We start from the raw sequence: 21,342 nt of genomic DNA on the forward strand, positions 1-21,342 counted from the left end.
ACTCAACGACCGCCCCCGAATGACCCTGGGCTGGGCCACCCCAGGTGAGAAAATGACCCAGCTCCTCGGTGTTGCAACCACCGGTTGAGCCCGCCACATAAGGGGCGTCCCACTCATGTCGACAACCGCAAGTGCAAGATCGGCGGGGCGGGCGGGGCGGGCGGGGCGGGGCGGGGCGGGGCGGGGCAGGCGGGGCAGGCGGGGCGGGGGCGGGGGATTTAGCGGTGGGTTGGTGTGGGGTCTGGTTCTGGTGCTGGTGCACCCTCGTAGAGCGCCACGTACAGCCGGCGCAGCTCGTCGCCCTCAGCGCCGAGGGCGGCGAGGTTGAGGGTGTTGTGTTCGACGCCCAACGTCTCCGGCAGGGTGCACACCCGCAGTGGTATCGCGTTCGCGTCGGCGATCCGGCGCGGCACGTCGACCGCCGCCCTGAGGTCCACCACGCCGTCGAGGGGGCTGATCGCGACCGCCGCACTCCGCAGACCGGTCCGCCGCGGCGGCTTCGGCAGGGTGCGCGCGATCGTCAGGTACTGGGTGACGGCGGCGAGGGAGTATCCCCGCGACGTGACGCGATCCCGCAGAACGCGACACCCGTACAGCGTGATGAGCGGTTTCACCGCGTAGGCCGGCGCCTGTCGCGGATTCGGAGCAAAGAACGGCGACAGCAACAGCAGATGCCGTACGACGTTTCCCGGCACCTGAGCCAGCCAGGCGGCCAGCACGGCGCCCCCGGAGATGCCCACGACGCCGACCTCGTCTCCCAGGGCCGCCGCGACGGCCCACCCCTGCGCGGCGTACGTGGTCAGCTCACCGGCCTCGACCCGGTGGTGGGCCCGCCGGTCGACGGTCCCGTGCCGGGGCGCCCGGGGAACCCAGACGTTGTACCCATTGTCGAAGAACTCCTCGGCCAGCCGTTCGTACTGCTCGGGCGCGAGGGTGTACCCGTGCAAGAGCAGCACGGCCCGGCCGGTACGGGAACCGTGGCTCAGCAGGCGACTGCGCGACTCCGGTCGCACCTCCGGATCGGCCGTCTCGGCGGCGATGATGGCCGCGGCGGCACGGGTGGCCGTGTCGAAGTCGAGCGGTCGGGCCGGCGCGACCCGTAACCCACTGCGGCCCACCGGCCAGAGGTAGAGCCCGGCGACCGCCGCCACGACGAGCGCCAACCCGCCGACGAGGAGCGCGATGATCTCCGGCATGGTCAGATGCTGACAGGGGACGCGTTCGACGCCGGCTGAGGGGGTGCGCCCGGGTGACCGGGCGCACCCGGTCAGCTATTCCTTGCTGTTCGGCGGCGCGAAGACGACCCGGGTGCGCAACTGTCGAAAGCCGGTCCGCTCCAACTCCGCCAGTACCGCCACCCGGTGCGAGTCCACGTCGGCGATGACCTCGCGGGCACCGCCGGCGGACAGCACCCGGACCGCCTCGGCCAGCAGCTCGGGCCGGGCCGCCTCGTCGAGCAGGCCGAGATAGGCGAGCAGGGGGTAGCAGGCGTCTCCGGCCGTACCGGCCAGGCCCACCGGCTCACCGGCGTCCACCGCGACGCGCCATTGCCCGGTGTTGTCGCCCAGCCAGGCCAGCGGGTCGGTGGCCAGGTCGACGCCGCCGACCACCCGCGCGATCTCGACGCCGGTCAGCACGTCCGGCTCGGCGATCCTGGCGACCAGGGCATCGATCTCCGCCGCATCGACGGGCGGGCGGAAGTCGTACCGACCGGAGGACGCCGGCAGGGGTGTGCCAGTCCAGGAGCAGCGGAGTCGCTCCCCCCGCTCGACCAGCCCGGCGAGGCGAGCGGCCTCCATGGGCGCCCGCACCACGGCCAGCACCTCGGGTCGACGCCGCCAGTGCGCCGGCAGCGCGGCGTAGTACAGACCGGGACCGCCCAGCGCCTCGTGGGCGGCGCGCAGAAGCTCGGCGCCCACCTCCGGCTCGGCGTCCAGGTCGAACCGTTCCAACCACGGGGCACCGACGGCACCCGGCGGAAGGACCCAGGCGGCCCGACCGACCACCCGGCCGGCGCGCAGCGCGACCCAGGTGTTCTCGGGACGGTAGCCGCCACCGGCGATCCCGTCGGCGTACGCGACCTGGCGCAGTTGGGGCAGCGGATCAGGCATGGAGTCGAACAGGTTTTCCTCGCCCGCGACGAGCGGACGGATGACCAGATCAGTCATGGGTTGGTCCTCCGGGAAGCGCGCGCCCCGGATCAGATCCGCGCGGACGCCGGAGCGCGGAGGGGGCGCAGAACATCGGACATTGTTCTGACCTCCTTCCAGCTCGACGGCGTGCCCGACGACCATACGCGCAGGGGTCGACAGCCCGCAACGGATCGTCACAACGTCGGGTTGGTCTCCGACCCACGCTTGTGGGCACGCTGGTCGTACACGGTGATGCCGGCCAGGATCACGGCCGCGACGGCCGCCACGGCGATCGGCGGGAGCAGCACCATCGGCGGGGCCGCCAGGATCAGCGCCACCACGCCGAAGTACAACGCCCGACACCTCGGCGCGGTACGGTCCTCCCGCTCCAGGGTGCTCCGCCCGATCAGGAACAGCACCGGGCCGCCGAAGATGATGACCACCAGAGCCCAGTCGATCGGCGGGTGCGGATCCTCGATGACCTGACCGAAACCGACGGCGGTGCAGATGATGCCACCGACGATCAACAGCAGGCTGTAGCTCGCCCACCGCGACAGCTGGATCCCCTCCCCGCTCGGGGTCGAGGCGTGGCCGGATCTGACGTGGTAGAAGTAGATCCGCCAGAACGAGACGACCGCCACGAACGCGGCGATGAGGGCGATGGTTCCCTCGGTGGTGAAGCCCGGGAAGCTGACCGCGGCGCCAGCTTCGAGCACCACCTCGGCGAGCGCGATCATGAAGAACTGGTTGTACCGCTCGGCGAGATGCTCCTGCGAGACGGTGACCCCCAGGCTGGTGAGCTGCCGCTTGCCCATGCGGGGCAGGGGGTAGGTGGTGGCGGCGCCGATCAGCTCGATGGCGAGCGCGAGAGTCCAGAAGACGCCCCGACCGAGACCACCGCTGATGCCGCCACTGATCCAGAGCACGCTGGAGGCCAGGTGCCAGGTCAGCACCCGGAGCGAGAACGCCTGACCCGCGTGACCCCGCAGGGCGAACACCAGGACGAGCGGTCGGCCGACCTGGATGACCACGTAGGTGCAGGCGAAGACGACGCCGCGTTGACCGAAGGCCTGCGGCAGCGTGACAGCCAGCACCAGCGTGCCGAACATCGTCGCCAGAAGGACGGCTTGCAGATCGGGGCGCCGGGGGTCGTAGGTGCTCGCCAGCAGGGCGTTGAGCGACCAGATCATCCACATCGCCGTGAAGAACAGGACGGTCTGGCCGGCCTCGGACAGCAGTGTGTGCCGGACGATGGTCAGGTCGTCAGCGACCCGCCCGGCGAGGCGGGCCAGCGCGAAGACGTAGACGATGTCGAAGAGCAGTTCCAGGACGGTCGCCGAACGAGGGCTCTTGCTGTCCCCGAGCCCACGGAAGAACTCGGTGCGCGTCAGCACGGACGGCGGGACAGCTCAGCCGGCCAGGGTCGTCGAGACGGGCGCACCACTGTGGTGACCCCGTTCCGCTGCCATCGTCCCCGAGCCTCCCTCGCCGACCGGCCCCACCTGATCCCTATCTGCGTATTTTATCCATCTTCATCGGGTCTCCGTCACTGATGGCGGATACCGGGTCGGCGGTACGCCGGATCATCTGTGCCGTCACCCTGCGGTACGAGCCCGGGTCGACGGGGAGCAGCCACTGCCGGGCCCGGGTCAGCGGGCCGACGTTGAGCCCCAGCTCGTCGAGCACCTCGTCGACGTTGTGCATCGAGAACGGGATGATGTTCGTGCCCCGAGCGTGCCGTCCGTTGGTGCGCTTCGTCATCCAGAACAGTCGGGCGCGCACCTCGTCGCGCATCTGGACCTCGGTCGGCAGCGTGATACCACCCCGCAGGTACGCGGCCGTCCAGACCGCCGCCATCTCCGCGCTGAGCGGGCTGAAGAACGACGAGTTGTAGCCGGCGAACGTCAGCCGCGGCACGCCGATCGGCAGGATCTGCCGGTAGAGCATGAAATTGCCGGCGTCGTCCTGAAGCCGGGCGTGCAACGCGTCGTCGAAGAACGGCACGTGCTGGCGGAAGCCCGTACCGCAGATCACCAGGTCGGCGGGGAGCACCGTGCCGTCGGCCAGGCGCGCGGCGGGCCGGCCACCGTCGACCAGCAACTCGGTGATCACCTGTTCCCGGTGGACGGCGATGCGGCCGTCGGTGACCCGCTCGAAGAAGCCCTCGGTGGCGAGGCTGACCGTGCTGCGGGCGATGTCCTCGAAGCTGCCGTTGGGCACGAGACCCAGCTCGCGCAGGTTGAACTGCCGGGTCGCGACCGAGCCGACGCTGTCGACCATGCGTTGGCGCAGACCGTTCCCCGGGCCGTGCAGGAACCGCTCGAAGCCCTTCAGGTGCAGGTAACGGAAGAGCGCCTCACCCATCCGGGTGAGCAGCAGGTACTTGTAGTTGAGCGCTCCGCCGAGCTTGCGGGGCATCTTCCAGAGCAGTTCGCGCGCCACCACGTGGGTCTGGGCGGCGACCTCGCTCACCGGGACCGCCACGTCGCAGGACGACTTGCCGTAGCCGACCACGAGGACGTTCCTGCCCCGGGCGGCCTCGATGTCGTGGAACTCCCCCGTCGCCAGGACGCGCCCTCCGGCAGCCGCGAAGCTCGCGTGCCCGTCGAAGGACGGGACGACCGGGTCGGAGAAGATGCCGTTGGCGACGACCAGGTGGTCGTACCGTTCCACGGTCAACGGGGCCGGGGCGCCCGCCGGCCGCGAGGTCACCAGCCACCCGGTCTCGTCGTTGACCAACTCGGCCGAGGTGACCTCCGTGGACAGGCGCAGCGCGCTGGCCAGCCCGAACTTCTCCACGTAGCTCTCCAGGTACCGCTGGACCTGCTCACCCGACGGCCACTGCGGGCAGTCGGCGGGCATCGGCAGGTCGGAGAGGTGGTAGGTGCCCTTGTCGTTCTGGGTGTGCAGGCCGGGGTATCGCCGGGTACGACTCCACACCCCGCCGACGTCGGGCGCGCGCTCGAACACTGTGACGTCGAATCCGCTCTGCCGCAGCACCTTGGCTGCGCTCACACCGGCGAATCCGGCACCGACGACGGCAATCCTCATGATCTCCTCCGAAGGACGTACGAACCGTGCCGGCGCTGACCGCCCGCGGTGCTCGCACGCTAGCGAGCAGGCCACGAAGGTCGCTATCCGCTCGACGCGGGCGCTGTCCGCGGTACGCAGCCAGACCCTTTCCTGTCGGGTCGACGGCTTTCGGATCTGGTCCGGCCCGGTCACGCCTTACGGTCAGCGCGACGGGACGCCCGGGAGGTGTCGGATGGATGCGGTGACGGTCCGGACGGACGACGTCGACCGGGCTCGCGCCGAGGTGGGTCGGGTCTTCTGTCCACACCGGCTCACCCCGCAGGCGGGTGTGCACGCCGTGCAACTGCGGATGGCGGCTCGCCGCGCGGGCGGGGTGGGCGTCATCGACCTGGACTACGGGCAGGCGGTGCGCATCCAACCGCCAGCGCTGGAGACCTTCTACCTCGTCCAGATCCCCAGCGCCGGCAGCACTATGGTCCGGCACGCCGGTCAGACAGTGACCTCGACCCCCGACGTCGCCTCGGTGCTGTCCCCGTACGACTCCTCGGACATGCGGTGGTCCGAGGGATCACCCCACCGGATCTTCTACGCCGACCGGCGCGCCGTCGACCGGGAACTCGCCCGCCTGCTGGGCCACCCGGTGGACGACCCGGTCCGCCTCGACGTCGGCATGCTCATGACCACGCCGACCGCGCAGGCGTGGGCGCGCGGGGTGGCGTTCCTCGCCGACGAGCTGTCCCAGCCGGCGGACGCATCCCTGTTCGACCACCCGCAGGTAGCCGCCCGCTTCGAACAGGGGCTCATCGGCAAGCTGTTGCTGGCCCATCAGCACAGCCACTCCCACCTGCTGGCCGAGCCGGGCCAGCACGCCCACCCCGGGCGTCTCGTCCGCCGGGCCTGCGCCCTGATCTCCGAACACCACGGGGAGGCGCTGACCGTCGGCGACGTCGCCGAGGCGCTACGGGTGAGCGTACGGACACTTCAGGAGTGCTTCCGCCGTGAACTGCAGATCACCCCGACCGCGTACCTGCGGGCGTGCCGACTCGACGCGGCGCACCGCACGCTCCGCTCGGCCGCGCCGGGGGCGTCCGTGACGACGGTTGCCCTGCAACACGGCTTCGTGCACCTCGGTCGTTTCGCGACCGAGTATCGGAGCCGCTTCGGCGAGACGCCGTCCACGACCCTGCGTCGGTGACGACCGTCGCCTCGTACGGTCGGCCCTTGCCTTGACGCTGACGACAAGGTTTAGCGTGGTCGCGACGGGCCGATGGAGGAGGTTGGATGCTGATCGGCGAGCTGGCTGAGCGGGCCGGCACAAGCCCTCGCACGCTGCGCTACTACGAGGCGCACGGATTGGTACGGGCGCAGCGCTCCCCCAACGGCTACCGCGACTATGACGAGTCGGAGCTACGCGTCGTGCGGGAGATCCGGGCGCTGCTCGACGTCGGGTTCGGCCTCGACGATGTCCGGCCGTTCGTCGCCTGCCTCCGGGCCGGCAACACGTCAGGTGACGTCTGCCCGGACTCGGTGCTGGTGCTGCGGCGCAAGATCGTCGAGGTCGAGGCCGTCATCGACCGGCTCGGCGCGGCGCGCCAGCAACTGCACAGTCAACTCACTCAAGCGATCGCACATCGGGAGAAGACATGCCCCAGGAGACGCAGATAGGCTCGCTGGTCACCGTCACGGACGACACATTCGCGGAGCTGGTGCTGGCCAGCGACCGACCCGTGGTCGTCGATTTCTGGGCGGACTGGTGTCCCCCCTGCAAGGCCATCGAGAAGAGCCTCGCCGAACTGGCCCAGGAGTTCGGTGACCGGATGGTCGTGGCGAAGCTCAACTCCGACGAGAACCCCGGAGCGACCCGTAGCTACCGGGTGATGTCCCTGCCGACGCTGCTCGTGTTTCGTCAGGGCGAGGTCGTCGGCTCGACAGTGGGGTCCAGGCCGAAGACGTACCTGCGAGAGACCCTGACCGCGCAGGCCGGCTGGTAACGGCCTGTGGAAATCGTTATCCCGGTGCGGCCGGCCAGTCTCCTGAGGGGAGGCAGGTGACGGATCTTCCGTCATCGTCTCCGTCAGTCAGCGGTACGACCGAACGAGGGAGTCGAGACGATGCGCGCAACCGGCCAGGGTGAGGCGGACGCCGCGAGGGGGAACCGGGGCGTCCACGCGGAACCCCGACGCGGGATGCTCGGCCGCCTCCCGAACGGCGTGAGGCGGCTGCTGTGGCCGCTGCTCGTGGCCGCCGCGGTCGCCGTACTGGTGACGGGTGTGATCGTCGTGGTGCAGCCGACCGGGCCGACGCCCGCCCCGGCGGCGACGCAGGCGCTCGACGCGTCACCGTCCACGAGCCCGCTGCCGGGCACACCCGCCGCGACCACGCCCGCCGCCACGGCGAGCCCGACGGGGACGGCTCCCCCGTCGACGCCGGCGGCGAAGCCGACATCCGGGCGTCCGGTCGCCCCGGCGGCCACCGCGGTGACCTCCAAGCGCAAGGGCGTCGGCGTGTGGACCTTCGACGGCGTCAGCCAGGCGTTGGCCAACTCCGGGGCGAGTTGGTACTACACCTGGGACGTGAAGCACCAGGGCGTCACCAGCCCGCAGGGCACCGAGTTCGTCCCGATGATCTGGGGGGCGAAGAGCGTCACCGCGAGCAATTTGCAACAGGCCAAGCAGAACGGCCGTTACCTGCTCGGCTTCAACGAGCCGGACCTGAAGGGCCAGGCCGAGATGACCGTCGAGCAGGCGCTTGAGCTGTGGCCGCAGTTGCAGGCCACCGGCCTGCCGCTGGGCAGCCCGGCGGTGGCCTGGGGCGGTGACCGGCAGGGCGAGTGGCTCGACCGGTTCATGGCCGGGGCCAAGCAGCGCGGCTACCGGGTCGACTTCATCGCCCTGCACTGGTACGGCGGCGACTTCACCACTGCCAACGCGGTCAACCAGCTCAAGTCGTACCTCCAGGCCGTGCACGACAGGTACAACCTGCCGGTCTGGCTCACCGAGTTCGCCCTGATCGACTTCTCCAACGGCGTCCGTTTCCCCACCCAGGCACAGCAGGCCGCGTTCCTCACCGCGGCGACGAAGATGCTGGGTGGGCTGTCCTGGCTTCAGCGGTACGCGTGGTTCGGCCTGCCCGCCACCGACAAGGACCAGACCGGCCTGTTCCGTACCGGCAGCACAGCCACCGCCGTCGGTCGCGCCTACCAGGCGGCACGCTGACCTACAGCACGTCCACGTGGTCTCGCCATGAGTGCCGCGGCTCGTAGCCCAGCACCCGGCGGGCCTTGTCGATGCTGAGCAGGGTCTCGTGCTCACCCAGCTCCTTGCGGATCTCGACGCCTGGGTAGACCTCGGCCATCAGGCTGGCGCTGGACCGGGTCATGACGGTGTCGGCGTTGGCGATGACGAAGACGTCGGCACCGGGCTGGTCGTGCGCGAGCGCGCGCTCGACCGCCTGGGCCCCGTCGCGCGCGTCGATGTAGCCCCACAGGTTCCACCGGCGCAGCTGCGGGTCGGCGTCGAACGAGGGGAACGGCGCGTAGTCCTCGACGTCCATCACGTTGGAGAAGCGGAGACCCACCATGACCAGCTCCGGGTCCCACCGGCAGAAGTGCCGGGCCATCTCCTCCTCAAGTGCCTTGTTCAACGAGTACGTCGACTCGGGCCGGGGCGCGTACTCCTCGTCGACCGGCGCGTACGGCGGCGGCGTGTCGAACGGCAACCCGAGCACCGTCTCGCTGGACGCCCAGACGACCCGCTTGATCCCGGCCGCCCGCGCGGCGGCGAACACGTTGTACGTGGCGGCGGAGTTGTTGGCGAACGTGGTCGCGTTCGACATCAGCCCGGGGGCCGGGACCGCCGCCAGGTGCACGACCGCGTCGACGCCGCCCGCGTGCTCGTCGGCGCTCCCGGTGAGCGCCTCCACCACCTGCCCGTAGTCGGTCAGGTCGACCAGGAGGAACTCGCCGTCCACGTCGCGGGGGTCGCGGCCGCCGGCGCGGTCCACTGCCAGCACGTCGACACCCGCGGCCCGTAGGTGGGCGACGACGGCGCGGCCGAGCTTGCCGGTGGCGCCGGTGACGACGACACGCCTGGGCAGTGCGGAGATGCTCATGACCCCATCTTCGCCGCCGACGACGGCAGCCGGGCAGCGGGGTGGGATCGGCCCGCCGCGCCGCGATCGCGATCCGAGGGCGATCGGGTGGGCAGGTGCGTAACGTGCAGGGGTAAACGTTGTCGCGAAGAGGAGACTTCATGTCCAAGCCACCGCTTCCCGAGGCCGCGGTCGCCATGCTGCAGAAGCCGAACCCGGCCGTCATGACCACGCTTCGCAACGGTGGTCAGCCGGTGTCCGCCGCTACCTGGTACCTGTGGGAGGACGGCCGGATCCTGGTGAACATGGACGAGAGCCGCCGCCGGTTGGAGCACGTCCGCAACGACCCCCGGGTATCCCTCACCGTGCTCGACGAGGCTGGTTGGTACACCCACGTCAGCATCATCGGGCACGTCGCCGAACTGCGCCCTGACGAGGGCCTGGCGGACATCGACCGGTTGTCGAAGCACTACACGGGCAACGCGTACCCACGGCGGGAACGCGCCCGGGTCAGCGCCCTGATCGAGATCGACCGCTGGCACGGTTGGGGAGCGCAGAAGGACAACAACCAGGTCGGCTGACCGTTGCCGTACGCCCTGTCGCCGCGACGACTGCCGTCGGGGCGACAGGGCGCCGGCCGTCAGGGTGTCAGGGCGGGGGCGGACCGGGCGCCGACGCGGGTCACCAGGTAGCCGAAGGCCGCCGCGGTGAAGAACATGACGATGCCGTAGACGGCTCCCGGGATCGCCATCTGGGTGCTGTTGAGCAACGCCGGGCTGAGCGCGATCGTGATGGCCAGGGTGCTGTTGTGGATGCCGATCTCGAAGCCGGCGGCCGTCGCGGCGCTCCGGTCGACGCCGGCGAGGCGCGGTACCCCGTACCCGATGGCGAGGCTGAGCAGGTTGAAGGCGAGCACGGCCAGGCCGACCGAGACGAAGTAGTCGGCGATGTTCTCCCGGTCGCCGAGCACCGCGCCGGCGATCACCGCGACGAGTACGACGACGGAGAAGATCCGGACCGGGCGGTTCAACCGCTCGGCCACGTGGGGCATCCGCGCCCGGATGAGCATGCCGATCGCGACCGGGACGAGCACGATGGCGAAGACCTGGAGCACCTTGTCGAGCTGCAGGCCGATGCTCCTGCCGTCGGGCAGGAAGTACGCCGCCGACAGGTTGACCAGGATCGGCAGGGTGAACACGGCGAGCACCGAGTTGATGGCGGTCAGGGTGATGTTCAGGGCCACGTGCCCGCCGAACAGGTGGCTGTAGAGGTTGGCGGTGGTGCCGCCCGGTGACGCGGCGAGCAGCATCATGCCGACGGCCAGTTCGGGTGCCAGGTCGAACGCGAGGACGAGGCAGAAGCAGAGCGCTGGCAGCACGAGCACCTGGCAGACCAGGGCGATGACGGCGGCTCGCGGGTGCTGGGCCACCCGGCGGAAGTCCGCCATGGTCAGTCCGAGACCCAGACCGAGCATGATGATGCCGAGTGCGACGGGTAGTCCGATCAGTGTCAGGGCGGAGTCCATGGCACAACATCGTTACCACCGGGTAACGCGTTCACAATCCCCCGTGCGGACGGACGCCTCTTGACCGCAGACGGTGACCGGCTTAACTTCATCAATCAGATAAGTCTCTTAACTAATTCTGCTTGATCTCTCGTGGAGTGTGCCGATGCGACCATTCCGTCACCGCCGTCTCACCGCCGTCGTCGCTCTGACGACCCTTCTGGTCACCGCCGCCCCACCGACCGCCGCGAACGCGGGCGCCAAACCCGACCGCGCCGGCTACCACCGGGTCGGCTACTTCACCCAGTGGGGCATCTACGGCCGGGCCTTCCCGGTCAAGAAGCTCGAAACCTCCGGGGCGGCGAGCCGCCTCACCCACCTCAACTACGCCTTCGGCAACGTCAGCGAGGACGGTCGCTGCTACGTCGACGGCGGGCCGGGTGAGGGCGACGCCTGGGCCGACTACCAGCGCCCCGTCCCGGCCGAGGAGAGCGTCGACGGTGTCGCCGACGCCCCGGGCCAGGCGCTCAACGGCAACTTCGGCCAACTCGCCAAGCTGAAGGCCAAGCACCCCAAGCTGAAGGTGCTGATCTCGCTGGGCGGCTGGAGCTGGTCGACGTACTTCTCGAACGCGGCCCGCACCGACGCGTCCCGCAAGGCGTTCGTCACGTCCTGCATCGACCTCTACCTCAAGGGCAACCTGCCGGGCACCACCGCCGGTGCCGGGGCCGGCGTCTTCGACGGCATCGACCTCGACTGGGAGTGGCCCGGCTCGGACGGTGAGCCCGGCAACGTCATCCGCCCGGAGGACCGGGAGAACTTCACCAAGCTGCTCGCCGAGTTCCGCCGGCAGCTCGACGGGTACGGGCGCACGACCCGCGCGCATCACCCGCTGACCGCGTTCCTGCCGGCCAGCCCGACCACCATGGACGCCGGCTACGAGGGCCGCAAGATCTTCAAGTACCTGGACTTCGCCACCGTGCAGGGGTACGACTTCCACGGCGGCTGGGACGCACGGGCCAACCAGCAGTCAGCGCTCCGCGTGCCGGCTGGCGCCCCTGACAACCCGGACTTCTCCGTCGAGGTCGCCATCGACGGGTGGATCGCCCGTGGAGCGCCGCGCGACAAGCTCGTGCTCGGCATCCCGTACTACGGTCGCGGCTGGACCGGCATCACCGGCGGCGGCAACGGTCTGTTCCAGCCGGCCACCGGGCCCGCACCGGCCACCTTCGAGGCCGGGTACGAGGACTACAAGAACCTCAAGACCCTGGCCGGTAACGGCTACACCGTGCACCGCGACCTGCGCGCCGGACACGCCTGGTTGTTCGACGGTACGACGTTGTGGACGTACGACGATCCAGCGGTCGTGTTGCAGAAGACGCTCTACATCCGACGGGCCGGCCTGGCCGGCGCGATGATCTGGTCGCTCGACGGCGACGACGACAATGCCACGCTGACCAAGACGATCGGCCTCGGTCTGACGACCTGGTAGCCGTACCCGATCCACCCGGCCCGCCGCCGGCCGACTCCTCGGCTGGCGGCGGGCCGGCGGCGAACCGCCACTGCGTCACGCCGTCGGGCTGCTGTTACCCGACGTGCCGAGGTGGATGTCGACGTCCGCGGCTCCGGTCATCTGGTCGTACGCCCTGGTCTTGAGCCGGTTGGTCTGCAGCTCGCCGTCGAGCAGTGCCGCCCGCAGAGCCTCCGCGTCCGTGATCTCCCTGCTGGTAACCGCGTCGGCCGCGGTTGTCGCGCCCTGCACGACCTCCAGGTGAGTGCCGTCGGTGGGCATCAGATCGGCCCACTTGGCAAGGCAGTAGACCCGCTCCGGCACCTCCTGGCACTCGCTGGTCAGGTCGGGCATCTCGTCGCCGGTGCCGAGGTGACTGGTGCGGAACGCGGCCAGTTCGTCGACGAACGCGGCCAGTTGCTCCTCCACCGCCGGCGCGAGCCGGGTCGCCACCGCCTTGCCGAAGATCCACCGCAGCGCGGCAAGTTCCATACCGGCCCGCACCGGGAGGTAGAGCTTGGCCCAGCTGGCGTTGAGGAAGTCACTCGGGTCGCGCTCGGGGGCACGGGCGTCACCGGCTGACCACCAGCCGGGGTACGACACGAACGAGGCGCGCTCCCAGTCGAAGACGCGGTGCCAGAAGTCGATCTCCCACGCCTCGTCCCGCACGCTGGCCGGGAAGTGCGCCTCGACGATCTGCGAGACCATCTCGTTGACCGGTGAGTAGCCGCCGCGCAGCCGCGCCTCGAACTCGTCCCCGGCCTCCTCGGCCGCCGCCAGCGCCGCGCCGCGCGTGTCCTGCCAGGCTTGCAGATCCGTGAGATAGCCAGCCACCAGCGCGTTGTAGGCGGCGTCGTCGGCATTCTGGTCGACCAGCGTCGGGGTACGCCGGAACGTGGCGGCGAGCTGCACGTCGGCGCCGGGACCGGCCAGCCAGCTGGCCGCGCCGACGTGGATGCGTACCCGCAGTGCCGGCTGACCGTTGGCGTCGGTGACCACCGGAACGCCGACCACCCGAGCCGCGATGCCCGTCGGCGGCCGGCGGGTGATCAGGTTGAGGCTCTGCCGAATGCTCTCGATGTCGCCGTCCCACTCCCACCCGCTGTCGAAGGTGACGTCGATGTCGTAGTCGGCGCTCATGTCGCCGGTGAAGCCCCACTTGTCGAGTGTGACCACCGGGGAGTGGATGGTGCGGGTCTCCACGGCGGCCGGCACGCCGGGTGCGGGGCGCACCGGCTTGACCGGCATGGCGGGCAGCGCGGCGAGAGCGTTGTCTCTGATCCGCTGGCGCCCGTCGGTGATCTTCTTGGCGAATGCCAGCGCCGGGTCCCTCACCGTCGGCGCCCAGCACACCCGGGCGCCGTACCGTTCGTGGGCCAGCTCCAGGCGTTGCAGCACCTTGAAGTAGTGCAGCGTGATCGGCGTTACCCGGTTGGGATTGCGGACGGTCCGCTTCGAGGTCGACTCCATGCCGGTCTCGCTCACCAACTTGAAGTCGGTCTTGTGCTGGGTGCGATAGCGGGCGGCGACCTTGGAGGTGGCGGTCTGACTGTCCTTCACCGCACGGCGGCTGGTCTCCTGGCTGGCCGCCGTCACGCTGCGCGTGTAGCCGATCGTGTGGCTGGCGTTGAAGGTGCCCCAGACGCCGGTCGGGCTGGTGTACTGGCCGGTGTGGCTGGCGTTGAGCCCCCAGGTGTCGGTGAGCGACTTCTGCCGCTCGAAGCCCTCCTGCAGTTCCGTGGTGAGCGCGCTGGTCAGCTCGACGTCCGTCTGCCTCTCGGTTTCGTCCTGCTCCTCCAGGGTCAGCTCACGCTTGGTGTAGGTGCGCTGCTCCAGCACCGCCTCCTCGCCGGGCGCGAGCGCCAACGCGTAGACGTGCTCGCCGAGCGCGAAGCCCACCGGCCGGATCCGGGTCCGGTCGAGGAACGCGATGCCCACGTCGGACTGGAGCAGGCCGGCGACGAACTCCGCCTCCTGGTCGCCGAGGATGCTCTGGCGCCGAGCCAGCGGCTCCCGGTAGATCATGCCGGAGTCCTGCCCCGGCAGCGCCGCATCGGCGGCGTCCATGTCGTTGGCCTTCCACACCCCCGACAGACCGAGTTCCTTGAGCAGGTGCGGCAGCCGGTCCTGGGAGAGCCCGCCGTACCGCATCGCCTCGATCAACGCCTGCTTGACGTAGAAGGGCAACAGCGGCGTCTGCCCGTCGTCGAAGGTGAGCTGGACCGGCACGAAGTAGTTGGAGTAGACGTAGCGGTCGGAGTGCGCGGTACTGAACCCCAGCGTCGCCAGGTCCGCCTCGGCGACGACGACTTCACCCATCGGTGCTCCTCTAAAGTGGCAGTTTGTAAAGGGCGTGCAGACCCTGGTAGGTCATTTCGTGCGAGGTGACGAAGAACCCGGGAAACAACTGGCTGAGGGCGGCCTGCCGGACGACGGTCTCCCGCACCGCGTGCGCCGTCAGCTCCTCCAGGCCGGCGACGACCTCAGCCGGCACCCCGCCCTTGCTGACCCGCTGGTAGGCGTCCGCGATCGCCTCCCAGCGACCGTCGAACGCCTCGCCGAGGTCGTCGGCGACCGTGCCCCACGTCTTCTCGAAGCGCTCCAGCTTCGTCGACGCGGTCCAGTCCACGTTGGTGACCCGGGCCGCCTCCGAATCGACCAACAGCAGGTCGCTGCGAAGCTCACCGACGGTGGTGGACGCCTTCCAGCCGAACCGTTCGGCGAGGTGGGTGGCCAACGCCTTTTCCGCGCCGGCCGCAGCCGGGCTCCTGGTGAACCCGACGAGACGCAGCAGCAGGTCCCGGTCCGGGTGGCTGAGCAGGAGCTGGGCGACCGTCTGTCGTAGCACCGCGTCGGAGCCACGCAGGGCCGCAGCCAGCTCCGGGTTGGCCGCGCGGACCGCTTCGACGACAGTGGCGAGCGACTTCTCCGCGAACGGCTGCAACCCCGGCGAGCGGGCGACCAACTGGGCGGTCTCGGCCGCCATCCGCCGGTGTACCTGTTGGCCGAGCCGCCACGGTTGCGCCTGCCCGGCCTTCCGCAGCGCGCGGAACTCCTCGTACGCGGCGGTCTGCAACGCCCGGTTGAACACGGTGGTCAGGCGCTGCTCGAGCTGTCGGGCGATGGCGGCCCGCACCGCGGCGGCCCGAATGTCGCGGGGAGTCTTGGGCGGTTTGAGCTCGCGCAGGTCCTCGACCCGCTTGATGATCTCGTCAAGCGCCTGGTTCAGCTCCGCTCGACTGGCCGAACGACCGGCCGACGACACGGTCTCCGACATGCACGCCATCAGGACCGGCTTGCCGTCGGCGCTGATCAGCGCGCTGAGCCGGGCGCCCGCACCCGCCCCGGCGAACGCCTCGGCGTGCGCGGCCTGGTTGAACACCGTCAGGGTCAGCTCGGCATCGACGAGCAGCGCCCGGCCCTGCCGGAACAACGCGTCGAGCACCTTCGGGGGGAACAGGGTACGCAGCACCGCCAGGCCTACCTGCGGCGTGGCGAGCAGTGCCGCCCGGCCGATCGCGACGAGCAGCGCGGCGATCTGAGTGGTCAGGAGACGGACCTCGGCGGCGGCCTCCCGGGCGCCCACGATCAGCAGCGGCACGTACCGGATAGCGGCGCGCACCGCCACGCCACCGAGTAGCCGGACCAGGTGGACCAGGCCGGTCAGCACCTGGAACAGGTCGCCGGCGATCCGGCCGAGCAGCCGGCCGGCGGCGAACGGATCGAGATCCTCCAGGTGCCGCCCGAATTCCGTCGCCCAGCCGCGCCAGAGCGTCAGCAGCCGCTCGGGCACGGTGCTCGGGTCCAGCGCGGCCACGACGCCGGCCAGCGCCTCGCGGACGACGGTGGCCTGCTCGGCAAGACGTCGCAGGCCGGCCCGGGGGTCCACGGTGAGCACGATCAGGGTGGTGAACTGCTCCTGCTGGAGCCGACCGACCAGCTGGACGAGTTTGCCGAGGTCGACCACCACAGTCGCCAACGACTCTCCGACGCCCACCAGGAAGCCGTCGAGGAACAGCTTCGGATTGATGCCGTTCCAGGCCGCGTAGTGGCGCATCGCGTCGAGCAGCGCGGGGTCGAGGCCGAGCAGGAACCGTCGGAACGCGCCGTCCGCGTCGACGTCGGAGGCCGCCAGGTCGAAGAACTCCTCGGCCAGCCCGAGCCTTGCCAGCATCGCGACCAGGTCCCAGACGTTGTCGGCGGAGATCCGGCCGGTCATCGCCTGCAACACCCGGTCGCGGGTCATCGAGCGGGTGGCGTGCGCGTCCACCCAGTACCGTACGGTCAGCGCGACGAACTCCACCCGCGGATCCTGGGTCCGTACGCCGTAGACCGCCGCCCGGTTCTCGGCGGACACCCGCGGCACACTGAACCAGTCCCGGATCATGACGGTCTCGCCCGTCGGTTGCCCCAACTTCCCCACCTCCTCCGGCGCAGTGCACTGTCCGGGCAAGGGGATTCGGGCGGTAGCGCTGGGTCGAGAACCCGACATGGATCCACTTCGGAGCGCGTAGTCGGGTGATCGTGCAGCGATCGATATCGGTCATCGTCGAGGCGGGTGGTACATCGACGACTGCCGGGTGCGGGCAACCGGTCGACCTGGTCGGGCCGGAGCGGCTCAGCGGTCGTTCGTCTCGACCGTCGGTCGCTGATCGGCCAGAGCACGCACCGCAGCCTCGATGAGCGCTGTCACCTGATCCATGTCACGGGCACCGCGAACATCCAACTCGGCCGACCAGCCGTCCGCACCGGTGAGCCGCACCGTCACGTCCTCGCGGCGGTGGGTCAACCAGCCGGCGATCGCCTGCACCAGCACCATGACGGCGCCGCCACCGTCGACGGCGACCACCAGCACGTCGGTGGCACCCGCGACGGGCGCGGTGGTCACACTGTCACGGAGCCGGTCCTCGGCGCGAAGCCAGGACCCCAGAGAACGTCGAGCATCGGCAGAGGGAAGATCCGGACAGACCGACAGCGTGATCGTCTCCTGAGACGCGGGCAACGTCTTCTCCTTCCGGCGAAGGCCAACCCCACTCCGTCATCCTGCCAGCCGGCGTGGCCCTCGGCAGCCCTCGCAGTCACCGAAGTCGATCAGAGCTTGACCGTCGCGTCCGCCCGTCCATAGGCTCCGGCCATTGCGAGGCTTTCCCCCAAGAAGGGAACCCGAGACATGGCCCCATCGTCGCGTCCGTTCTGGACCCTCCCTGCGAAGCGGCTGGCCAACGCCGCCACGATCGCGCTCCTGCTCGGTATGACTCCCCTGCTCAGCGGCCCGGCAGCCGCGAGCGCCGCCCGGCCGACCCCCTGCAGCAGCGACCCGACCGCCCGGCTGACCACAGTGCCCAGCCCGGACGCCGTGCTCGGCTTCCCGCTCGGCGCGGGACAGGAGCGGGTCGTCACCAACGACGAGGTCCGGACCTACCTCGGGGCGGTCGATCGCGCCTCGAACCGGGTCGTGACCGGCGTGATGACCACCAGTGTGCTCGGCCAGCCGTTGCCGTACGCGGTGGTGTCCAACGAACGCCACGTGCGGCCCGCCGCGCTCCGCGAGATCGCCGACGACATCCGGGACCTGCGCGACCCGCGCCGGACCAGCGCGCGAACGGCCGCCCGGACGGCGAAGGACAGCCCGGCCATCGTCTGGGTCACCGCGAACGTGCACGGCGGAGAGAAGAGCGGCGCCGACGCGGCGCTCAAGACGCTCTACGAGTTGGCAGCGGGTCTGTCCTGCGCTGTCGCCCAGCGCAACGACAACCTGGTCACCATCATCGTCCCCACCCAGAACCCGGACGGCCGTGACGCGACCCGCCGGCAGAACGAGTTCGGCTTCGACCTGAACCGGGACTGGTTCGCCCGCACCCAACAGGAGACCGACGGCAAGCTCGAACTGCTGCGTCGCTACCCACCGCAGGTGTTCATCGACGCACACGAGATGGGCGGCCGGCAGTACTTCTTCCCGCCCAACGCCGATCCGATCCACCACGAGATCGCCGGTGAGGCGGTGGACTGGATCAACCGCATCGGCGAAGCCAACAAGGCCGGCTTCGGCTTCAACGGAGCCTGCGACGAAACCGTCACCACCGAGTGCTACTTCAACTACGACACGTACGACATGTTCTTCATGGGCTACGGCGACACCGTGCCGACCACCGGCTTCGGCGCGGCCGGCATGACGTACGAGAAGGGCAGCGCGTCGGCGGTGGCAGACCGGGTCCAGCAGCAGTTCCACACCCAGTGGTCGACGCTCGGCTGGGCCGCCGCTAACAAGCGCGAGGTGCTGGACGGCTACTTCGACATCTGGACCGACGCGCTCGCCCAGGGCAGGGCGGGCACCCTGGAGCCGAACGAGGTGGTGCAGCCCACCAACGAGGTGCAGTTCCCGGTGCCGGACCTCACCATCCGCTCGTACTTCCTGCTGCCCGACCGGCAGCTCGCCGACGTCCGCCAACTCGTCGAGCGGCTACGCCGGATGGACGTCGAGGTGTACGAGGTGCAGAAGGCGACCCGGGTGCCCACCGCGCGGATCTTCGGCGGGCGCAGCGCCACGAACGTGACAGTGCCCAAGGGCGCGTACTGGATTCCGATGGACCAGCCGCAGAAGCACTGGATCCAGGCCGTCATGGGCGAGGACCCGTACGTCCCGTTCCCGTACTTCTACGACGTGTCGTCCTGGAGCAACCCGCTGCTGATGGGCATCAACACCATCTACACCGGAGACACCGTCCGGCCGAGGGCCGAACTGGTGCGCAAGGTCTCCGGCGGTCGCACCGGTGCGGCGTGGCCCTGGGGCTCGTACACGTACCCGCTGGACTCGGCCGCCGCGGCGGAGTTCACCTTCACCCTGCTCGGCCGTGGCGTACCCCTGGTCCGTGACCTCACGACCAGCAGGGTCGCCATCCCGGCCACCACGGTGAGCCGGACCGTGGACGAGCTGGCCAAGGGGCTCGGTGTCACCCTCACGCCGGGCGGTCGGCCCTCCGGCACCCGCCTCGACCTGCCCGACGTGGGGCTGTTCCAGGGCACCGGCATCTCCACGACCTCCGGTTCGCACGGCGAGGCCCGTTACGTGCTCGGCAAGCGGTGGGGGCTCGACCTCACACCGGTCACCACGGCCGACATCAACGACAACACCGAGGCGTTCACCGGGCGTACGGTGCTGCTGGTGCCGGACGGCAGCAGCGCCACCGGCGGCCTGACCGCCGCCGGGCAGGCCAACCTGCGCGACTGGATCGGCCGGGGCCACACCTACCTCGGGCTGCGCAACGAGGGCACCCGGGTCGCCCGCGCCGCCGGGCTCACCTCGACCACCGAGAAGACGAAGCCCGCTGACTACCTGGTGATCGGCTCGCACCTGCGCGTCGACGTCGACCAGGACAGCCCGGTGGCGCTGGGTCGCCCGGCGGAGGACTTCGAGTTCAACAACAGCGACCCGATCCTCACCCCGAGCACCACCGGGACGAACGTGCTCACCTACCCGACGGGTGACACCTTCTGGGCCAACGGTTTCACCGTCGGCGCGGAGACGTTGAAGGGCACGGCGGCCGTCGTCGACGAACCGACCGGCGCCGGTCGGGCGGTGCTGTTCGCGTTCAATCCGCTCTTCCGCGCGTACAACGAAAATGGCCTGCACCTGGTCGCCAACGCGCTGCTCTACCCGGCGACCCCCGCGCCCGACGCCCGGCGCCCGGCCGGCGTCGACGCGGCGCGCGCCAGCGCCGCCGCCGCGCCGGTGACGCCGGACCTGGGCGGCGGCTGGCGGCCGATCACCATCCAGGTGGCGGCCGGCGACCTGCCCCGCACCCGGGCGATCGTCGAACGCTTCACCACCGACGCGCAGGCGTCCGAGAAGAACGGTTCGGCGTACGTCGTGATCCCGAACCCGCAGGGGCTCCAGGTGGACGAACATCCGTTCGCCAGGGATCTGGTCCGCGCGCTGAACGCCGCCAAGGTGCCACTGCGGTCGGTGGTGGGCTGACCAACCCGTGCACGGCGAAGCGCCCGTCCCCTCGCGGCGTCGGGGTCGGGCGCTTCGGCGCGTCCTGGCGCGGGTTACGCGCGTCGGGCGACCTGGGCGACGAACGCCCGCCACGAAGCTGGCCCGAAGACCAGGGCCGGCCCCTCGGGATCCTTCGAGTCCCGCACACCGACGATGCCCGGCGAGTTGTCCGCGACCTCGACGCAGTCGCCGCCGCTGGAGCCGCTGCGACTGGACTTGCGCCACCTTGCGTCGATCAGGTCCATGACGTCACCACTTCCTTCATCAGGTCAGTTGACTGCCGCCGAGGTAGGGCCTCGTTCCGTACGGTCTCCCACTTCGACAAAAGCGTAGCCACGTCATCGTCGTTGTCGATGACCGCCCCGCCCAGCTGGTTCTCCAACTGGCCGACCCATTTGCCGTCGACGGCCCGAGCCAGGATGAACGGGCCGGTCAGCCCGGCGTGCATGCTCACGTCACTTGGCACGACGTGGACACTGATGTTCGGGCGCTCGGTCAAGGTCAACAAATGCGTGAGCTGACCGACCATGATTCCCCGAAAGTCCTCGCCGGCCCGTCGCAGCACCTCCTCACCGATGACCGCAACAAACTGTGGTGCCTTCGGCTGAGTGAGGATCGAATGTCGGTCGAGCCGAGCCGCAAGTCGTTTGTCGACTTCCTCATCGCTGAGCGTGTCGTCGCAGCGAATGACCGCTCGCGCGTAGTGCTCGGTCTGGAGTAGGCCGGGAATCAGGGACGGTTGCCAGGACCGGAGCTGAGTCGCGACGCGTTCGGCGTCCAACCATGGCAGGAACCAGGAGGGTGCCCCCAGCTTCGCGACCATGCGCTCGAACAGGCCGCCGTTCTTGAACGCCCGGTCGGCACCCTTGATGAAGTCCAACGTCAGGGCCCGCGTCTCGCTCTCCACGGCGCTGACGTGGGAGGCGCTGAAGCCCGCGCCCCGGCCGAAGGCATCCTGGGTCATCCCGGAAGCCCCTCGGGCGCGGCGAATCTCGGCAACGATGAACGCGGCGAGCGGGTGTGGCAAGTCGGCCATTCTGTGTTCCCCCCACAACTACTCACACCGCTACCCGGCGTG

At 70.0% G+C, this 21,342-nt stretch carries 18 protein-coding genes; 7 read left to right on the forward strand and 11 right to left on the reverse strand.

Annotated elements, in window-relative coordinates; all coding sequences use genetic code 11:
* Nucleotides 1-218 precede the first annotated feature (218 nt).
* The 4 genes from ABZU43_RS09780 to ABZU43_RS09795 form a co-directional block, all read right to left on the reverse strand.
* Nucleotides 219-1,196 (reverse strand): alpha/beta fold hydrolase, encoded by a 978-nt coding sequence (locus tag ABZU43_RS09780; RefSeq protein ID WP_355006100.1) that lies wholly within the window; start codon nt 1,194-1,196, stop codon nt 219-221.
* A gap of 75 nt (nt 1,197-1,271) precedes the next feature.
* Nucleotides 1,272-2,168: an acetyltransferase gene (locus ABZU43_RS09785; protein WP_355006101.1), complete on the reverse strand. Its 897-nt coding sequence runs from the start codon at nt 2,166-2,168 to the stop codon at nt 1,272-1,274.
* A gap of 158 nt (nt 2,169-2,326) precedes the next feature.
* The gene (locus tag ABZU43_RS09790; RefSeq protein WP_355006102.1) at nt 2,327-3,526 is read right to left on the reverse strand and encodes a low temperature requirement protein A; all 1,200 of its coding nucleotides are present in this window, start codon (nt 3,524-3,526) and stop codon (nt 2,327-2,329) included.
* Between the two features lie 115 nt (nt 3,527-3,641).
* Nucleotides 3,642-5,183, reverse strand: coding sequence for an NAD(P)/FAD-dependent oxidoreductase (locus ABZU43_RS09795; RefSeq protein WP_355006103.1), 1,542 nt, complete (start codon nt 5,181-5,183; stop codon nt 3,642-3,644).
* A gap of 214 nt (nt 5,184-5,397) precedes the next feature.
* Here ABZU43_RS09795 and ABZU43_RS09800 point away from each other — a divergent pair, with 214 nt between their 5' ends.
* From ABZU43_RS09800 to ABZU43_RS09815, 4 genes are all read left to right on the forward strand, one after another.
* Entirely contained in the window at nt 5,398-6,360 is a 963-nt protein-coding gene (locus tag ABZU43_RS09800; RefSeq protein ID WP_355006104.1) for an AraC family transcriptional regulator, read from the forward strand.
* Nucleotides 6,361-6,446: 86 nt separating this feature from the next.
* Nucleotides 6,447-6,830, forward strand: coding sequence for a MerR family transcriptional regulator (locus tag ABZU43_RS09805; protein WP_355006105.1), 384 nt, complete (start codon nt 6,447-6,449; stop codon nt 6,828-6,830).
* The gene (trxA, locus tag ABZU43_RS09810; protein WP_355006106.1) at nt 6,809-7,156 is read left to right on the forward strand and encodes a thioredoxin; all 348 of its coding nucleotides are present in this window, start codon (nt 6,809-6,811) and stop codon (nt 7,154-7,156) included. The genes ABZU43_RS09805 and trxA overlap by 22 nt, the downstream gene beginning before the upstream one ends.
* Nucleotides 7,157-7,276: 120 nt before the next feature.
* Complete coding sequence (locus ABZU43_RS09815) at nt 7,277-8,380, forward strand: glycoside hydrolase family protein (RefSeq protein ID WP_355006107.1); 1,104 nt, start codon at nt 7,277-7,279, stop codon at nt 8,378-8,380.
* A gap of 1 nt (nt 8,381) precedes the next feature.
* On the opposite strand, the gene ABZU43_RS09820 is transcribed toward ABZU43_RS09815, so the two are convergent.
* Nucleotides 8,382-9,275, reverse strand: coding sequence for an NAD(P)-dependent oxidoreductase (locus ABZU43_RS09820; protein WP_355006108.1), 894 nt, complete (start codon nt 9,273-9,275; stop codon nt 8,382-8,384).
* A 140-nt stretch (nt 9,276-9,415) separates the two neighbouring features.
* Here ABZU43_RS09820 and ABZU43_RS09825 point away from each other — a divergent pair, with 140 nt between their 5' ends.
* Nucleotides 9,416-9,835, forward strand: a complete 420-nt coding sequence (locus tag ABZU43_RS09825; protein ID WP_196926210.1) for a PPOX class F420-dependent oxidoreductase — start codon at nt 9,416-9,418, stop codon at nt 9,833-9,835.
* Between the two features lie 59 nt (nt 9,836-9,894).
* On the opposite strand, the gene ABZU43_RS09830 is transcribed toward ABZU43_RS09825, so the two are convergent.
* On the reverse strand, nt 9,895-10,779 hold the full coding sequence (locus tag ABZU43_RS09830) for a bile acid:sodium symporter family protein (RefSeq protein ID WP_355006109.1): 885 nt from the start codon (nt 10,777-10,779) through the stop codon (nt 9,895-9,897).
* 145 nt (nt 10,780-10,924) lie between these two features.
* On the opposite strand from ABZU43_RS09830, the gene ABZU43_RS09835 reads away from it, so the two are divergent.
* Nucleotides 10,925-12,250: a glycoside hydrolase family 18 protein gene (locus tag ABZU43_RS09835; RefSeq protein ID WP_355006110.1), complete on the forward strand. Its 1,326-nt coding sequence runs from the start codon at nt 10,925-10,927 to the stop codon at nt 12,248-12,250.
* 75 nt (nt 12,251-12,325) lie between these two features.
* Here the strand turns inward: ABZU43_RS09835 and ABZU43_RS09840 are convergent, their stop codons facing one another.
* The 3 genes from ABZU43_RS09840 to ABZU43_RS09850 all read right to left on the reverse strand — a co-directional run bounded on the left by ABZU43_RS09840 (nt 12,326) and on the right by ABZU43_RS09850 (nt 17,270).
* Entirely contained in the window at nt 12,326-14,587 is a 2,262-nt protein-coding gene (locus ABZU43_RS09840; RefSeq protein WP_355006111.1) for a hypothetical protein, read from the reverse strand.
* Between the two features lie 10 nt (nt 14,588-14,597).
* Entirely contained in the window at nt 14,598-16,691 is a 2,094-nt protein-coding gene (locus ABZU43_RS09845; protein WP_355006112.1) for a hypothetical protein, read from the reverse strand.
* Nucleotides 16,692-16,886: 195 nt separating this feature from the next.
* Nucleotides 16,887-17,270, reverse strand: coding sequence for a hypothetical protein (locus ABZU43_RS09850; protein WP_355006113.1), 384 nt, complete (start codon nt 17,268-17,270; stop codon nt 16,887-16,889).
* Between the two features lie 168 nt (nt 17,271-17,438).
* On the opposite strand from ABZU43_RS09850, the gene ABZU43_RS09855 reads away from it, so the two are divergent.
* Nucleotides 17,439-20,243 (forward strand): M14 family zinc carboxypeptidase, encoded by a 2,805-nt coding sequence (locus ABZU43_RS09855; RefSeq protein ID WP_355006114.1) that lies wholly within the window; start codon nt 17,439-17,441, stop codon nt 20,241-20,243.
* Nucleotides 20,244-20,317: 74 nt separating this feature from the next.
* On the opposite strand, the gene ABZU43_RS09860 is transcribed toward ABZU43_RS09855, so the two are convergent.
* Nucleotides 20,318-20,509: a DUF397 domain-containing protein gene (locus ABZU43_RS09860; RefSeq protein WP_355006115.1), complete on the reverse strand. Its 192-nt coding sequence runs from the start codon at nt 20,507-20,509 to the stop codon at nt 20,318-20,320.
* Nucleotides 20,500-21,300, reverse strand: a complete 801-nt coding sequence (locus tag ABZU43_RS09865; RefSeq protein ID WP_355006116.1) for a helix-turn-helix transcriptional regulator — start codon at nt 21,298-21,300, stop codon at nt 20,500-20,502. The genes ABZU43_RS09860 and ABZU43_RS09865 overlap by 10 nt, the downstream gene beginning before the upstream one ends.
* Nucleotides 21,301-21,342 lie beyond the last annotated feature (42 nt).

Source organism: Micromonospora sp. NPDC005205 (assembly GCF_040608275.1).
Lineage (GTDB): Bacteria > Actinomycetota > Actinomycetes > Mycobacteriales > Micromonosporaceae > Micromonospora.

What these genes read in the sequence shown, in the direction of transcription:
- ABZU43_RS09840 (WP_355006111.1), bottom strand. Translation starts at nt 14,587, where the DNA reads ATGGGTGAAGTCGTCGTCGCCGAGGCGGACCTGGCGACGCTGGGGTTC.
- ABZU43_RS09865 (WP_355006116.1), bottom strand. Translation starts at nt 21,300, where the DNA reads ATGGCCGACTTGCCACACCCGCTCGCCGCGTTCATCGTTGCCGAGATT.
- ABZU43_RS09795 (WP_355006103.1), bottom strand. Translation starts at nt 5,183, where the DNA reads ATGAGGATTGCCGTCGTCGGTGCCGGATTCGCCGGTGTGAGCGCAGCC.
- ABZU43_RS09780 (WP_355006100.1), bottom strand. Translation starts at nt 1,196, where the DNA reads ATGCCGGAGATCATCGCGCTCCTCGTCGGCGGGTTGGCGCTCGTCGTG.
- trxA (WP_355006106.1), top strand. Translation starts at nt 6,809, where the DNA reads ATGCCCCAGGAGACGCAGATAGGCTCGCTGGTCACCGTCACGGACGAC.
- ABZU43_RS09830 (WP_355006109.1), bottom strand. Translation starts at nt 10,779, where the DNA reads ATGGACTCCGCCCTGACACTGATCGGACTACCCGTCGCACTCGGCATC.
- ABZU43_RS09825 (WP_196926210.1), top strand. Translation starts at nt 9,416, where the DNA reads ATGTCCAAGCCACCGCTTCCCGAGGCCGCGGTCGCCATGCTGCAGAAG.
- ABZU43_RS09855 (WP_355006114.1), top strand. Translation starts at nt 17,439, where the DNA reads ATGGCCCCATCGTCGCGTCCGTTCTGGACCCTCCCTGCGAAGCGGCTG.
- ABZU43_RS09815 (WP_355006107.1), top strand. Translation starts at nt 7,277, where the DNA reads ATGCGCGCAACCGGCCAGGGTGAGGCGGACGCCGCGAGGGGGAACCGG.
- ABZU43_RS09805 (WP_355006105.1), top strand. Translation starts at nt 6,447, where the DNA reads ATGCTGATCGGCGAGCTGGCTGAGCGGGCCGGCACAAGCCCTCGCACG.
- ABZU43_RS09785 (WP_355006101.1), bottom strand. Translation starts at nt 2,168, where the DNA reads ATGACTGATCTGGTCATCCGTCCGCTCGTCGCGGGCGAGGAAAACCTG.
- ABZU43_RS09800 (WP_355006104.1), top strand. Translation starts at nt 5,398, where the DNA reads ATGGATGCGGTGACGGTCCGGACGGACGACGTCGACCGGGCTCGCGCC.
- ABZU43_RS09835 (WP_355006110.1), top strand. Translation starts at nt 10,925, where the DNA reads ATGCGACCATTCCGTCACCGCCGTCTCACCGCCGTCGTCGCTCTGACG.
- ABZU43_RS09820 (WP_355006108.1), bottom strand. Translation starts at nt 9,275, where the DNA reads ATGAGCATCTCCGCACTGCCCAGGCGTGTCGTCGTCACCGGCGCCACC.
- ABZU43_RS09860 (WP_355006115.1), bottom strand. Translation starts at nt 20,509, where the DNA reads ATGGACCTGATCGACGCAAGGTGGCGCAAGTCCAGTCGCAGCGGCTCC.